Annotated in this window: 14 protein-coding genes; 5 read left to right on the forward strand and 9 right to left on the reverse strand. The window is 70.8% G+C overall.

Going from position 1 to position 14,414, the window contains the following annotated elements; all coding sequences use genetic code 11:
- Positions 1 to 146: 146 nt before the first annotated feature.
- Entirely contained in the window at positions 147 to 410 is a 264-nt protein-coding gene (locus tag ACGRHY_RS29530; RefSeq protein WP_394638731.1) for a hypothetical protein, read from the reverse strand.
- 244 nt (positions 411 to 654) lie between these two features.
- Between ACGRHY_RS29530 and ACGRHY_RS29535 the strand changes: the two genes are divergently transcribed.
- Positions 655 to 1,830: a glycosyltransferase gene (locus ACGRHY_RS29535; protein ID WP_394638732.1), complete on the forward strand. Its 1,176-nt coding sequence runs from the start codon at positions 655 to 657 to the stop codon at positions 1,828 to 1,830.
- Between the two features lie 124 nt (positions 1,831 to 1,954).
- Here ACGRHY_RS29535 and ACGRHY_RS29540 read toward each other — a convergent pair whose 3' ends face one another.
- Both ACGRHY_RS29540 and rfbA read right to left on the reverse strand, forming a co-directional pair.
- The gene (locus ACGRHY_RS29540; RefSeq protein WP_394638733.1) at positions 1,955 to 3,031 is read right to left on the reverse strand and encodes a glycosyltransferase; all 1,077 of its coding nucleotides are present in this window, start codon (positions 3,029 to 3,031) and stop codon (positions 1,955 to 1,957) included.
- 60 nt (positions 3,032 to 3,091) lie between these two features.
- The gene (gene rfbA, locus ACGRHY_RS29545) at positions 3,092 to 3,961 is read right to left on the reverse strand and encodes a glucose-1-phosphate thymidylyltransferase RfbA (RefSeq protein WP_394638734.1); all 870 of its coding nucleotides are present in this window, start codon (positions 3,959 to 3,961) and stop codon (positions 3,092 to 3,094) included.
- Between the two features lie 194 nt (positions 3,962 to 4,155).
- Here rfbA and ACGRHY_RS29550 point away from each other — a divergent pair, with 194 nt between their 5' ends.
- Positions 4,156 to 5,169 (forward strand): Gfo/Idh/MocA family protein, encoded by a 1,014-nt coding sequence (locus tag ACGRHY_RS29550; protein ID WP_394638735.1) that lies wholly within the window; start codon positions 4,156 to 4,158, stop codon positions 5,167 to 5,169.
- Between the two features lie 111 nt (positions 5,170 to 5,280).
- On the opposite strand, the gene ACGRHY_RS29555 is transcribed toward ACGRHY_RS29550, so the two are convergent.
- The 4 genes from ACGRHY_RS29555 to ACGRHY_RS29570 all read right to left on the reverse strand — a co-directional run bounded on the left by ACGRHY_RS29555 (position 5,281) and on the right by ACGRHY_RS29570 (position 8,327).
- Positions 5,281 to 5,904, reverse strand: a complete 624-nt coding sequence (locus ACGRHY_RS29555) for a dTDP-4-dehydrorhamnose 3,5-epimerase family protein (protein WP_394638736.1) — start codon at positions 5,902 to 5,904, stop codon at positions 5,281 to 5,283.
- An 18-nt stretch (positions 5,905 to 5,922) separates the two neighbouring features.
- Positions 5,923 to 6,585 carry a sulfotransferase family protein gene (locus tag ACGRHY_RS29560; protein WP_394638737.1) on the reverse strand — a complete coding sequence of 221 codons (663 nt, stop codon included), beginning with the start codon at positions 6,583 to 6,585 and terminating at the stop codon, positions 5,923 to 5,925.
- 18 nt (positions 6,586 to 6,603) lie between these two features.
- Positions 6,604 to 7,041 carry a carboxymuconolactone decarboxylase family protein gene (locus ACGRHY_RS29565; protein WP_394638738.1) on the reverse strand — a complete coding sequence of 146 codons (438 nt, stop codon included), beginning with the start codon at positions 7,039 to 7,041 and terminating at the stop codon, positions 6,604 to 6,606.
- 257 nt (positions 7,042 to 7,298) lie between these two features.
- The gene (locus ACGRHY_RS29570; RefSeq protein WP_394638739.1) at positions 7,299 to 8,327 is read right to left on the reverse strand and encodes a methyltransferase; all 1,029 of its coding nucleotides are present in this window, start codon (positions 8,325 to 8,327) and stop codon (positions 7,299 to 7,301) included.
- Positions 8,328 to 8,606: 279 nt separating this feature from the next.
- On the opposite strand from ACGRHY_RS29570, the gene ACGRHY_RS29575 reads away from it, so the two are divergent.
- On the forward strand, positions 8,607 to 9,224 hold the full coding sequence (locus tag ACGRHY_RS29575; protein WP_394638740.1) for a mycothiol-dependent nitroreductase Rv2466c family protein: 618 nt from the start codon (positions 8,607 to 8,609) through the stop codon (positions 9,222 to 9,224).
- A 9-nt stretch (positions 9,225 to 9,233) separates the two neighbouring features.
- On the opposite strand, the gene ACGRHY_RS29580 is transcribed toward ACGRHY_RS29575, so the two are convergent.
- A complete protein-coding gene (locus tag ACGRHY_RS29580; RefSeq protein ID WP_394638741.1) occupies positions 9,234 to 10,112 on the reverse strand; it encodes an NmrA/HSCARG family protein in 879 nt (292 codons plus the stop codon).
- A gap of 202 nt (positions 10,113 to 10,314) precedes the next feature.
- Entirely contained in the window at positions 10,315 to 11,043 is a 729-nt protein-coding gene (locus ACGRHY_RS29585) for an SDR family oxidoreductase (RefSeq protein WP_394638742.1), read from the reverse strand.
- A gap of 284 nt (positions 11,044 to 11,327) precedes the next feature.
- Here ACGRHY_RS29585 and ACGRHY_RS29590 point away from each other — a divergent pair, with 284 nt between their 5' ends.
- Positions 11,328 to 12,812 (forward strand): FAD-dependent monooxygenase, encoded by a 1,485-nt coding sequence (locus ACGRHY_RS29590; protein ID WP_394638743.1) that lies wholly within the window; start codon positions 11,328 to 11,330, stop codon positions 12,810 to 12,812.
- Positions 12,813 to 12,845: 33 nt separating this feature from the next.
- Positions 12,846 to 14,363, forward strand: a complete 1,518-nt coding sequence (locus ACGRHY_RS29595; protein ID WP_394638744.1) for an FAD-dependent monooxygenase — start codon at positions 12,846 to 12,848, stop codon at positions 14,361 to 14,363.
- The last annotated feature ends 51 nt before the right edge of the window (positions 14,364 to 14,414 follow it).

Raw genomic sequence — 14,414 nt, forward strand, 5'->3', positions numbered from 1 at the left:
GCCCACGGGTTCGCGGTCGGCGCGGCGGTCGGCCGGATCCGCGGCGCGCCCGCCGCCGGGCCGCCTCGTACGGCGTGGCGCTCACCCCCGGCCCGGGACGCACACGGGCACGGGCGGGCCGGGGACCCGCCGGCCCCGGCTGTCGTTCAGGCGGCCTTGCGGACGATCTCCACGGATTCGGAGTTCAGGAGGGCCTGGACGGCGGACTCGCCGCCGGCGACGTCCAGGTTCATTTCGTGGAGGCGGTCGATGACGGACTGGACGACCTTTTCCGACTGAGTCTTCTCCGAGCCCTCCCAGACCAGCTCCGGGAAAACCGTCAGATAGACCTTGTCGTTTCCCTGGGTGAAGATATTCACTTCCATGACGTCGCGGAGGGCCATCCGGGCGTTGTAGATCAGATTGTTCATGCGTGCCACCGACTTTCGATGTCCGTTTTTCTGGGGCTTCCTCGCCACACGTGCAGACCTCATGATGGTCAGCGGCCAAGGGCTGCGCAACGAGGTCCGGAGCGCACCCTGTTCAACTGCGGGAAATCCGCGATTGAACAGGGTTGCCAATTGAAGTTGTTTGACAGGAAAAGGGTGCGTTGCGGACCATCAGTACTGTTCGCAAATGCTTTAGGCCGCGTCCCTCGAAAGCATTCGGAGTGCCATGAAAATCCTGTTCATAACCACGGGCAGCCAGGCCACCTACTATGCCGCTGCTCCGCTGGCGACGGCCGCGCGGAACGCGGGCCACCAAGTCATGCTGGCCGCCCACGAGCCGTGGGTGGAGACCGCGGAGGCCATCGGCCTCCCCACCTTCTGCTTCACCGTCGATCCGATCCGGCACTTCATGCGGATCAGCAACCCGGGCAAGGGTCTGCGGTTCCCCCGCGAGCTGGGGGACGAGGAGATGTTCGGCCAGGGCCGAGGCTTCGCGCAGATGGGTCTGGCCGGGGTGAAGTCCCTCCTTGAGCTGGCGAAGGACTGGACCCCGGACGTGGTCGTCGGCAGCTCGCAGAGCTACGCGGCGATGCTGCTCGCCGCCCACCTGAAGGTCCCGTACGTGCGCCAGGTCGAGTACCTGGGGATCCCCCTCACCGGTATCGACCCGGGCGCCGAGGAGGAGCTCCGGCCGGAGCTGGAACGTCTGGGAGTGGACGGGCTGCTCAAGCCCGACCTGCTCCTCGACTCGACCCCCCCGTCGCTGCGGCCGGCCCACGACCCGGTCGCGCAGCCGCTGCGCTGGATCCCCAGCAACCCGCAGCGTCGGCTCGAGCGCTGGATGTACACCCGCCCCGAGGGGCGGCGCCGCGTACTGATCACCTCGGGTTTCCGCAGCCTGATGTTCCGCGACCCGGGCTGGTCCATGCCGCTGCTGGTGAGCGAGCTGGACAAGCTGGGGGCCGAGGTGCTGATCGCGGCGTCCCCCGGTGCCGCCGAGCGGTTCGGCTCGGAGCTGGGCGACGCGCGCGTCGGCTGGATCCCGATCGACGTCACCGCCGCCACCTGTGACCTGGCGGTCCACCACGGCGGCGCGACCACCGCCACGACCCTCATGGCCAACGGCGTGCCGCAGCTGATCATCCCCGAGAACCCGCCGGAGTTCCCCCCGAACTACCACCGGGAGGCCATCGCCGGCGCCATCAGCGGCTTCGGCGCCGGCAAGACACTGTGGCCGCAGGCGCAGGAGCCCGACAAGGCTCCGGGCGAAGTGATCGCCGCCGCCTGCCGGGAACTGCTGGAGAACCCGGGCTACACCGAGCGGATGCAGTTCCTCGCCAAGGAGATCTCGACGCTCCCCACGCCCGCCGAGATCGTGCCCAAGCTGGAGGCGCTGGCCTGACCCCCGGGCAGGCACGTCCGCCGGCAACGCGGACCGCCCTGAGACCGCGGAGACCTCCTCCGTCGGTTTCAGGGCGGTTCGCGTTGCCGGGGCCGGCCGGGCCTCCGGCCGGTACCGCTGCCGGTCAGCGGGCGGCGAGGGCTTCCACCTCGCGCAGCACCTCGGCGGGGGTCGGCAGCGCCGCGGCCTCCGCGGCGAGGGCCCGTGCCCGCTCGGCGTACCGGGGGTCCGAGAGAACCTCCCGGCAGCCCGCGGCGATCACCTCGTCCGGGTCCTGGCCCGCCTCCGGCCGGTGCCGGTCCACCATCACGGCGGCGCCGAAGCCGCTGACGGCCTCCGCGACGGCCTTGCCGTAGCCGTTGTCGGGGACGATCAGCTGGGGCACGCCCGCGTTGATCAACGTCATGGCGGTGGTCGCGCCGCCGTGGTGGACCGCCAGGTCACAGGTGGGAGCGGCCACGTCCAGGGGAATCCAGCCGATGCGTACGTCACCCAGCTCCGGGCCGAACCGCTCGGCGGCCTCGGGGAGCGCCGCGATCAGCACCTCGGCCCCCGTTCCGGTCAGTTCGTCCACCAGCCTGCGCAGCGAGCTGCCGGGGGTGTCGAGCACGAGGTTGCGGGTCCCCGCCGTGACCAGCACCCGGCGGCGCCCCTCGGGGCGGGTGTACATCCACGGCTCGATCCGGCTCTGGCGCACCCGGGGGACCCAGCGCATCGCCCGCCCGGCGGGGGCGTCGGGCGGGCGCAGGGACGGCGGGCACAGGTCGATGAAGAGATCGGGAGCCGGCAGCTCGGTCACGTTGAGGCGCTCCAGCTCCGGCTGGAGCTCCGCCACCGCCGTGCGGTCCCGGCGCGCCATCGGGGCGATGTGCCATATGTGACGGACGTAGGGGACCTTCAGCCGGGCGGCGAGCACCCGGGGGACGTGGGACAGGCCGCCGACGACCAGGTCGGGGGCCCAGTGCCGGGTCAGTTCCAGCAGGGCGTCGAGGCGGACGGCGGCCGTCATGGCGTCCTGGCCGTAGCGCATGCGCTCGGGGGTGATGCACACCGCGGGGAGCCCGACGGACTGCGCGGCCGCCATCAGCGGTTCGTCGGCGGCCAGCAGGATCTCGTGGCCCGCGTTGCGCGCGGCCGCGGCGAGGGGGGCGACACCGAAGACAGCCGCCTGGCTGCCGCCGACGGTGAACAAGAGTCTCATTGGCTGTTGCACTTCTTCCGGTGAGGAGGTGATTTCGGCGCTGCGGTGTCCCGTTCGGCCTCAGCCGGCCCGGGCCAGTTCCATGACGTACTGGCCGTAGGAGGAGTGGGCGAGGCGGCTTCCGAGCCGGTAGCAGGACTCCTGGTCGATGTACCCCATGCGCCAGGCGATCTCCTCGAGGCAGGCGATGCGCACACCCTGGCGGTGTTCCAGGACCTGGACGTAGTCACCGGCCTCCATGAGCGCGTCGTGGGTTCCGGTGTCCAGCCAGACGAAACCGCGGCCGAGCGGGACCAGCCTGGCCTCGCCCCGCTCCAGGTAGACGCGGTTGAGGTCGGTGATCTCCAGCTCGCCGCGCTCCGAGGGCCGCAGTCGCCGCGCGATGTCGACGACCTGGTTGTCGTAGAGGTACAACCCGGTGATCGCCATGTTGCTCTGCGGACGCGCGGGCTTCTCCTCGAGGGCGACGAGTCTGCCCTGTGCGTCGACCGTGCCGACGCCGTAGCGTTCGGGATCGCGCACCGGGTAGCCGAACAGGACGCAGCCCTTGATGTTGTGCGAGGCACGCTGGAGCAAGGGGCCGAACTCGTATCCGTGGAAGATGTTGTCACCCAGCACCAGGGCGACGGAGTCGTCACCGATGTGGTCCGCGGAGACCAGGAACGCGTCGGCGAGCCCCCGGGGCTTGTCCTGCTCCGCGTAGGTCAGGGAGATGCCGAGCCAGGAGCCGTCGCCCAGCAGCCGACGGAACATCTCCTTGTCGTCGGGGGTGGTGATGATCTCGATCTCGGTTATCCCCGCCAGCATCAGGGCCGACAGCGGATAGTAAATCATCGGTTTGTCGTAGACCGGGAGCATTTGCTTCGAGACGCCGAGGGTGATCGGGTGGAGTCTCGTGCCATTGCCGCCGGCCAGGATGATTCCCTTCACCGTGGCACCTCCTCAGTGGCTTCGTGCCAATTAGGTGATGTCCGCACTCTATATCCGGACAACACCCGGCCGAAAGCCTCCTCCAATCCACGGTCCGCGAATACCCTGAATGTTGACAAACGCGGGTCGTTTTATCCAGGCTGACACCATACTGGTTCAGGCATGCGAATTCCTATCGTCGTTTAGGTGGACCTGTGAGCATCGAAGATCTGACGCCCGTTCCCGAACCCGAGCAAAGGGTTGGTATCGGCATCATCGGGTGCGCCGACATCGCCGTACGGCGGGCCCTCCCGGCGATCCGGGAGTCGGCGTTCCGGCTGGTGGCGGTCGCCAGCCGATCCCGGGAGAAGGCCGAGGGCGTCGCGGCCGCTCATGGTTGTGCGGCCGCCGCGGGTTACGAGCGGCTCCTGGAGCTGCCCGGCATCGACGCGGTTTACATCCCCCTGCCGAACAGCGAGCACGCCACATGGGCGCGCCGGGCGCTGGAGGCGGGAAAACACGTCCTGATCGAGAAGCCCGCGGTGCCCGGCGAGGAGACCGCCCGGGCCCTCGTCACGCTCGCCGAAGAGCGCGGATTGCTCATCATGGAGAACTTCGCGTTCCTCCGGCACCCCCAGCACGACCTGGCGCAGTCCCTCGTGGCCGACGGAGCGATCGGGGAACTGCGCTCCTACAACGGTGTGTTCGGTATTCCGCCGACCGACCCGCGCGGGATCAAGTACCAGGCGGACCTCGGTGGCGGGGCGCTGTGGGAGGTCGGCTGCTATCCGGTGCGCGCGGCCCAGGAGTACCTCAGGTCCTCGCCGCAGGTCCTGGGAGCCGGCCTGAAGTTCGATCCCGGCCTGGGCGTGGACATCTCCGGAGTGGCGCTGCTGCGCGACGACGACGGCGTCACCGCGAACTGCTCGTTCGGCCTGTCCCACAGCTACCGGTCGACCTACGACCTCTGGGGGAACGAGGGGCGGCTGGTCCTGGAATGGGCGTTCACGCCCTCGCACAGTGCCCGCCCGGTACTGCGCCTGCAGCAGAAGGACCGGGAGACCAGGATCCTCGCCCCGGCGTCGGACCAGTTCCTCGGGGTGTTCACCGCGTTCCACGACGCCGTGCGCGACCCGGCGGCACGGGCGGCGCACCACCACGAACTGGTGCGGCAGGCCGGGCTGATGGCCCGGATCCGCGCGCACGCCCTCGGCGGGGAGTCCCGGTGAGCGGGAACGGGTGAGCGGGAACGGGTGAGGCACCGCGGGAACGACGGCGGTCGGCGTCCGCGGACGCCGACCGCCGTCGTTCCCGCACCGGGCCCGGCCCCGGACACGCGGTCATCCGCCGCGGTGCCCGGCCGGGCCGTTCGGCACGAGGGGCCGGCGCGGCGGGCACTGGTCATAGGTGGGCAGGAGGCCGGCGGCCGCCGCCTCGGCCAGGGTGGGAGCCGCGGCGTCCTTGTCCGAGCGGATCGGCGGTTCCTTCAGCTCCCACGGCAGGGCGAGTTCCGGATCGAGCGCGTCGACGTCGATCATGGTCCCCGGCACGTACTCCTGGGAGCAGAGGTAGCTCATGCAGGTGTCGTCCGTGAGGGCGAGGAACGCGTGGCCGATCCCGTCGGGCAGGTACACGGCCGTCCCCGTCTCCGGGCTCTGGTAGGTGACGTCGTAGTGGCCGAACGTCGGCGAACCCACACGGATGTCGACGGCGATGTCGAGCGCGCTGCCCCGCACGCAGGTGACGAACTTCGCCTGCCCGGGCGGAACCCTGGTTCCGTGGATGCCCCGGAGGGTGTTCCGCCTGGACACCGAGAAGTTGACCTGGCGGACCGCGAACTCCCAGCCGCTGTCGGCCAGCAGAGCGCTGGTCTTCACCGACTCGAAGAAGAACCCCCGTCGGTCGCTCAGGGGCTCGGGTTCGACGCGGTACGCGCCGGGGATCGTCATTTCCGAGATCAGCACCGAACGCTCCTCGCCGTCTCAGTCCGCGGCGGCCGGACCGGCTCCGGCCGCCAGGGCGACCCGCCGGCGCATGGACGCGCTGTCGTTGGCGTGCGGGAACTCCTCCCGGGGGACGTCGGCCCCGAGGAAGGCGCACAGCGGTTCCCACCCCTGCTCCACGTCGTAGACGAGGACGTTGTCCGCTCCCAGGGTGCGCACGACCTCCTCGTTGTGCCGGTGGTAGACCTCGATGGCGTGGTCCTTGTCGGAGAACCGGCCGCCGAACAGGCCGTCCCAGACCATGGTGCTGGTGATGCGGAACAGCCGGGCCTGCGGGGATCCGGGCTCCGGCGGGTTCTGCATGCTCCGGAGGGCGAACTGGTACAGCGTGTCGTGGGTGCTCCGGTACCAGCTCTCGGCGTCGCGCACCGTGAGGACCATCTTGGCCTCGGGAAACGCCTCGCTGATCTGCTGGTAGTAGAGGGCGCAGGGACCGTCCACCGCGGAGCGGTAACCGTCGAACACCGCCGCCCAGTCGGGGCGCTCCCCGTCGCAGACGATCTTCTCCCACGGCTCGAGTCGTCCCGCGTCGCCCACGATGTCGAACATGTGGAAGGAGGGGCCGAGACCGAGCCGGTCCAGGGCCACCTTCAGGGATGTCGTGCCGGTCCTGCCCAGGCCGGCGTTGATGAGCTTCAGCACGGTGCCGTGTCCCCTTCCTCAGCGCCAGGCCGCGGGTTCCTGGCGGGTGGTGACGTTCACCCGGTTCCAGAGGTTGACCAGGCCGATGTGCATGACCAGCGCGCCGAGCTGCTCGTCGTTGTAGTACTGGGAGGCCTCCCCCCAGATCTCGTCCGACGCCATGTCCTGCGGATCGGTCATCAAGGTGATGGCCTCCGCCATCTCCAGCGCGGCACGCTCGGCCTCGTCGAAGCAGGACTCGGTGCGCCAGGAGGCCACCAGCAGGAGGCGCTCGTCGACCTCCTGCGCCTTGTCCGGGAACGTGTAGGTACGGCCGTTGATCTCGCTGACGCGCAGCCGGACGAGATCGAGGGTCGTCTGCGGCACGCCGACCTTGCTGATGACCTCGGTCAGGTCGAGCAGGGGCTGCAGGGCGCCGGGAACGACCAGGGAGGGGTTTTCCATCCGTGGAGTCATCGAGTCTTCTCCTGTGCGATAAGCGTGTATTAATCACCGGGAAAAACATGCTGCTCAGCGTCCGAGCCATTCGCAAGAAACCGCTGTTCAACCGCGGACAGAGCGCAGATGAAACACCCGCGATCCGCGGTCCGCAATTCGCGCGGAATTACGTCGACTGCTTTTGGCGGCCTCTCGGCGAAGTCCGCTGCGACCACGAGCGGGCGGCCGGCCTTCTCGTACCCGGGGGCCGGTGTCGCGGGGCCGCCCGCCGGGCGTCAGACCGGGATCGCCTCGATGATCGAGATCGGCGCACCGGTGGGGACGGCCCTGGTGAGCTTGAAACCGGCCTTGGCGAACAGCTCGGTGTACTCGGCGAGCGTGCGCTCCTGGGCGCCGAGCATCAGCATCAGCCAGAGGTCGATGGTGTGGCCGATGTGCTTCTCGTTGTTCTCCGGGATCACGTACTCGATGACGAGCAGCTTGCCGTCGGGGGCGATCGCCTCGCGCGCGTTGCGCAGGGCCGTGACGGCGTCGGCCTCGGAGAAGTCGTGGATGATGTGCTTGAACAGGTAGGCGTCGCCGCCGGCCGGCAGCTTGTCGAGGTAGCCGCCGTGCTCGATCGTGAACCGGTCCGCCACTCCGGCCGCCTCGAAGAGCGCGGGCGAGTCCACGGTCGCGACCTGGGAGTCGTACAGGACGCCCTTGACGCCGGGCGCCTGCTTGAGGATGCCCGCCAGGAGGTTGCCCCGGCCCGCGATGACGTCCACGACCGTGCCGAAGCCGGAGAAGTCGTAGGCGGCCAGGATCGGGTCGGTCTCCGACGCCGAGAGGTCGCCGAACGCCCTGAAGAACACGCTCGCGTACTCGGGTTCGGCGTGGAAGAAGTCCAGCGCGCCCATGCCGCGGAGCTTCGGCAGGTTGGGCTCGCCGGTCTCCGCGGTGCTCAGCAGGTGCCCCCATTCCTCCCACAGCATGGGGTGGCTCATCAGCAGGGCGAAGCCGCGCATCGAGTCCGGTGCGTCCTCGCGGAGCTTGTCGGACAGCGGCGTGTGCTCGAACCGGCCGTCCGGGCGGACCGCGAACACCCCGTGGCCGCAGAGCGCGCGCAGGATGCGGTGGGTCGCCCTCGGGTCGGACCCGGTCCTGTTGGCGATGTCCTCGACGGACAGCGGTCCGGCGGCGAGGACGTCCGCAATGCCGAGCTTGGCCGCGACGGAAATCGCCTGGGTGATCACAGCACCCTGAATGAGATGGAGCAGCGCGTACGAGTCGGACTGGTCACGAACCTCGGGCAGCACGGACATGCCGTTCCTTTCAGAGCGCCTCTTTTCGTGGATTACAGACGATAGGCAGGCGCTTCTCGAACCCGCAACTCCGGCATTGACGCAATTGCCCGCCGAACGTTCAACCAGGGAATTTGAGCGGTTGAACGCGGCAATTCCAGTGCCGCTCCACCGGTAATCCGGCCCCGCTTGCCACATTGTTCCGGCTTCCGGCTTCCGGCCCCGAAAGACCGGGCGACCCGGCGGACGGGGGGCGGACAGCGCCGATCGCGATCCCACGGACACATCGAGGAGGCCCCGGTGCGGCACGGCACCCCGACCCCGGTGGATTTCTGGTTCGACCCGACCTGCCCCTGGGCGTGGCTGACCTCCCGCTGGATCCTCGAGGTCGCACGGCAGCGGCCCCTCGAGCTCCACTGGCACCTCATGAGCCTGACCGTGCTCAACGAGGGGCGCGCCGACCTGCCCGAGCGCTGGCACCGGGACCTGGCCGTGCGGCTGGAGCCGGTACGGGTCTGCGCCGCCGCCGAGCGGGAGCACGGCTCCGAGGTGCTGGGGCGGCTGTACACGGAGCTCGGCACCCGGTTCCATCTGGAGCAGGCCCCCAAGGAGCGGTCCACCTACGCGGCGGCCCTGGCCGCCGCCGGCCTCGACCCCTCCCTCGCCGACGCGGCCGGGTCCGACGCGTACGACAGCGCGGTGCGCGCCTCGCACCACGACGGCATCGGCCGCGTCGGCACCGACGTGGGAACGCCCGTCGTCGCCGTGGGGGACGTGGCGTTCTTCGGCCCGGTGGTCACCCCGGCCCCGCGCGGCGAGGCCGCGACGAAGCTCTGGGACGGCGTGCTCGCGGTGGCCGGGACCGACGGGTTCTTCGAGCTCAAGCGCACCCGTACCCGGGGCCCGGCCTTCACCTGAGATCCGCGGTCAGCGCCCCGCCCCGACCGCGGGAGCGGTCCAGTTGTCCCGCAGCCAGGCCTCCAGGGACACCAGGCCGGGCCTGTTCCGGCGCAGTTCGGCCAGGTCGGCACGGTAACCGTCCCGCTCGAACCAGTCGAACATGTTGGCGAGGTCGGGACGGGCCGCGCGCAGCGGCTCGATGGGCAACTGCTGGAAACGGGTCGGGACGCCGGACACGGCCTCGAACGCCGCGGCCATCTGCGGTCCGGTCAGCGCCTCACCGGCGATCTCGACCACCCGGCCCAGCCAGACGTCCGGGTTCTCGAAGGCGTCCGCGGCGAACACGCCGATGTCGCTCGACGCGATGAGCTGCACCGGGGTCGCGGGGTCCAGCCACATCGCCAGGACGAGTTCGCCCTCCACCGGGCGCGGGGCGATGTCGAGGAGGATGTCGTGGAACATGACCGGCCGCAGCACCGTCGTCGGCAGGTCGAGCGTCTGCAGGTACTGCTCGATCCTGAGCTTGCTCTCGAAGTGCGGGACACGGGTGTCCCGGTCCGCGCCGCCGACCGAGCTGTAGACGAAGTGCTTCACCCCGGCCCGGACCGCGGCGTCGGCGACCGCCCTGCCCTGCCGCTCCTCGGCCTCGACCCCGCCGGGCCCCCGGAAGGTCTGGACGCTGAACACCCCGTGGACGTCCTCCATCGCCGCCGACAGCGACGCCTCGTCGTCCATGTCACCGCGGACGAGGACCGCGCCCGCCTCCTGGAGCTCCCTCGCCTGCGCCTTGGCCGGGTCGCGGACCAGGGCATGCACGGTGTGGCCGCGCCGCAGCAGTTCGCGGGCCACCGCCCCGCCCTGCCGGCCGGTCCCGCCCAGTACCAGGATCGTTCCTTCAAGCGCCACTGTCTGTCTCCATGTCTCTCGCCCGCCGGGGTCCCGGCCGGCATGTGCGATCGGATGTGATGGCCGCGAGCGGGCGTGCCCCCTTTCGGGCCGGAACGCCGGTGTCGCCCTCAGCGGCGGCGCGCCACCGGCCTCGCCCGGGCCCCGGCGCGGCGTGGTGCCGCGGCGTCGCCTCCTCCTCCGCCGCGTCGGGGCGTTCGCGCTACCACGGGACGGGTCCCTCGTCCGCCAGGCACGCGCCGGACGGGCCGGTCTCGTCCAGCAGGGCGAGCCGGACCACGATCGCGGCCCCCTCGGCGGGGGTCCGGTGGCCGCGGTGGTGGTTGATGTCCGTGGCCACCACCCCGGGGAGGGCGGCGTTGACCTTGATCGGGGTCCCGCGCAGTTCCTTCGCGTACGCGACCGTGACCGCGTTCAGTGCTGTCTTCGAGGACTGGTAGGCGATCATGTTGACGCCCGCCAGCGGGGAGTCCGGATCCGAGTTCAGGGTCAGTGACCCCACGTGGCTGGACAGATTGACGACGCGGCCGGCCGGGGAGCGGCGCAGCAACGGGAGCATCGCGTGGGTCACGGTGACCGTGCCGAAGACATTGGTCTCGTAGACCTCCCGCAGGTCGGCGGCGGTCGCCTCGCCGGGCGTGCCGGTGAAGCCGCCCGCCGTGCCGGCGTTGTTCACCAGGATGTCCAGGCGTCCGTGCCGACGCTCGATCTCGCGGGCCGCCCCGGCCACGGAACCGGGGTCCGTCACGTCGAGCCGGAGCGGCGTCGCGGCGATGCCGTCGGCGGCCAGCGCGTCGGCGGCCTGCTTGCCGAGCACCTCGTCCCTCGCGCCGACGATGACGGTGATTCCCTGCTCACCGAGTTGCCGCGCGGTGGCGAAACCGATGCCCTTGTTGGCACCCGTGATGAGCGCGATCTTCTCGACCGTCACGTCCGCTTCCCTTCGTAATGGTGGATTCCGCCTCGGGCGCGCCGATTTTCCGGGGAGCTGATTGCGCATGCGTCCACCGCGGGGAGAAGCGAAACCCGAAGGCACCTCCGATATTGCTGCGGCGCGGACTCCGCACTCAAGTGTTCAATGCCGCGTTCAAGCATGCCGATTCACCGGTCGAACGCCCCGCCGGCGCTTGCGAATTTCAACTCGTTGCGGCCGGACATCGCGCTGAGTAGCTTCACCATGGCCAACTATTGCCACAGCGCAGAGGGCCTTAAGAAATGAAAACAACTGACGTCATAGTGGTCGGTGCGGGGCCGGTCGGCCTGATGCTGGCCGGAGAACTCCGCCTGGGCGGAGTGGACGTGGTCGTCTACGACAGGCTGCCCGCCGCGACCGGGGAATCCCGCGCTCTCGGCTTCAACAGGCGGGCTGCCGAGTCACTGGGACAGCGCGGGCTGCTCTCCCGCCTGGGGGAGTTCCGGTGGGGTCCCATGGGGCACTTCGGCGGGGTCCGCTTCGACCTCGGCATGCTCGACGAGGACCACAGCGGCGTGCTGGGCCTGTCCCAGGCCAGGACCGAGGAGGCGCTGGGCGGCTGGCTGGCCGAACTCGGCGTGCCGGTGCGCCGCGGCCACGAGGTGACCGGGCTGCGTGAGGTCCCCGAGGGCGTCGTGGTCTCCTTCACCGGTCCCGGCGGTCCCGGCGAGGAGAGCGCCGCCTACGTGGTCGGCTGCGACGGCGCGGGCAGCACCGTGCGTGCGATGGCCGGAATCCCGGCTCCCGGCTGGGAGGCCACCCGGGGCATGTACACCGCGGAGATCACCGGTGTCACCCTGCGCCCCCGGCCCATCGGCGAGCGTCTTCCCGGCGGCAGCATGGTGGTGTGCACCCCGCTGGGCGAGGGCCGCTACCGCGTGGTCATCCACGACCTGGCCCTGCCCGTCCGCCCGGACCCGGGCTCGCTGACGTTCGCGCAGGTCGCCGACGCGTGGCGGCGACTCACCGGCGAGTCGATCGACCACGCGGAACCACAGTGGCTGTGGGCCTGCGGCAACACCGCCGCACTGGCCGCCGAGTACCGGCGCGGCCGGGTGTTCCTGGCGGGCGACGCCGCGCACGAGATCCCGCCGCTGGCCGCCTGGGGGCTCAGTGCCGGACTGCAGGACGCGGTGAACCTCGGCTGGAAGCTGGCGGCGGCGGTCAGGGGCCGGGCCCCCGAGGGTCTGCTCGACACCTACCACGCCGAACGCCATCCGGTGGGGCGGGAGCTGATCCGCAACGCCCGTGCGGCGTCGAAGCTCTACCTCGGCGAGGACGCCATGGACCCGGTCCGCGAGTTCATGGGCGAACTGCTGGCCCACCGGGACACCGCCGAGTACGTGGCCGGCATCGTCAGCGGCCTCGGTGTCCGCTACGACCTGGGCAAGGGGGACCACCCGCTGCTCGGCCGGCGCATGCCGCCCGAGAGCGAACTCACCCTGCCCGACGGCACCCGCACCCGCGTCGCCGACCTCCTGCACACCGGACAGGGCCTCCTCATCACCACCGGGAACCCCACCGAACACCCCACCCGCGACCACACCGACCAGGTCGACGTCATCACCGGAACCTGGACCACCGACCCCGACCCCGCACTCGACACGGTCCTCGTCCGCCCCGACGGCTACGTCGCCTGGACCTCCCCCGGCAGCACCGACGACCTCACCCACGCCCTCGACCGCTGGTTCGGCACCGGCCGCGTCCCGCAGTCCGCCGACCGGTGATCCCGGCACTATCGACCGAAGAGGAGTGAACACATGGCCAGGGATGTCATCGTCGTGGGCGCGGGCCCGGTCGGACTGATGCTGGCGGGCGAACTCAGGCTCGGCGGCGTGGACGTCGTCGTCTACGAGAGGCTTCCCGCCCCGCCGCGGGAGTCGCGCGGCGCGAGCTTCACCAAACGCACCGCCGAGTGCTTCGACCAGCGGGGCCTGCTCGGCAGGCTCGGCGGTACCGAGCCCGCCGACAGCCACTTCGGCGGGGTGCCGATCGACCTGCGCGTTCTGGCGGAGGACCACCACGGGCACCGGGGGGTCCCGCAGTTCCGCACCGAGCGGATGCTGGAGGGCTGGGTGAGCGACCTCGGCGTGCCGATCCTGCGCGGCCACGAGGTGACCGCTTTCCGGCAGAACGACGACGGTGTCGTGGTGGCCGTCGACGGCCCCGACGGGCCCGGCGAGGAGAGCGCCGCCTACCTGGTCGGCTGCGACGGCGGACGCAGCACCGTCCGCAAACTGGCCGGGATCGGCTTCCCCGGCTCCGACGGCCGGCGCGGCTTCCTCACGGCCGACGTCACCGGGATCGACACACGCAGGCGGCGCATCGGCGAGGACCTGCCGGGCGGCAGCATGGTCATGGCGATGGACCTGGAGAACGGCGTCACCCGGGTCGTCGTCCACGAGGCCGGGACGCCGCCGCGCGACCGTGCCTCCCTGACCTACTCCGACCTGGCCGACGCCTGGCAGCGGCTCACCGGCGAGTCCATCCACCACGGGCAGTGCCGATGGATCAGCTGCTTCACCGACGCCTCGCGGGCCGCGGCCGAGTACCGGCGCGGCCGGGTGTTCCTGGCGGGCGACGCCGCGCACGTGCAGCCCCCGGCCATGGCTCAGGGACTGAGCGTGGGCGTCCAGGACGCGGTGAACCTCGGCTGGAAGCTGGCGGCGGCGGTCAGGGGCCGGGCCCCCGAGGGTCTGCTCGACACCTACCACGCCGAACGCCACCCCATCGGTGAGCAGTTGGCGCGCAACGCCCGTGCGGCGATCGAGCTGCGGCTGACCGGGGAGGACATGGACCCGGTCCGCGAGCTCATGGGCGAACTGCTGGCCCACCGGGACACCGCCGAGTACGTGGCCGGAATGCTGAGCAACCTCGGTGTCCGCTACGACCTGGGCAAGGGGGACCACCCGCTGCTCGGCCGGCGCATGCCGCCCGAGAGCGAACTCACCCTGCCCGACGGCACCCGCACCCGCGTCGCCGACCTCCTGCACACCGGACAGGGCCTCCTCATCACCACCGGGAACCCCACCGAACACCCCACCCGCGACCACACCGACCAGGTCGACGTCATCACCGGAACCTGGACCACCGACCCCGACCCCGCACTCGACACGGTCCTCGTCCGCCCCGACGGCTACGTCGCCTGGACCTCCCCCGGCAGCACCGACGACCTCACCCACGCCCTCGACCGCTGGTTCGGCACCGGCCACCGGCCCTCTAGGCGCTCTCGACCGGGGGGCCAAGGCCCCCGGCCAGACTGCCAGGACCTGTCTTGACGCCGAGCGCCGTCGACGAGACGGCCTCTACCGACACTAACCACGAAGGAT

The organism is Streptomyces shinuiensis (assembly GCF_043660855.1).
In the GTDB taxonomy this organism is placed as follows: Bacteria; Actinomycetota; Actinomycetes; order Streptomycetales; family Streptomycetaceae; genus Streptomyces.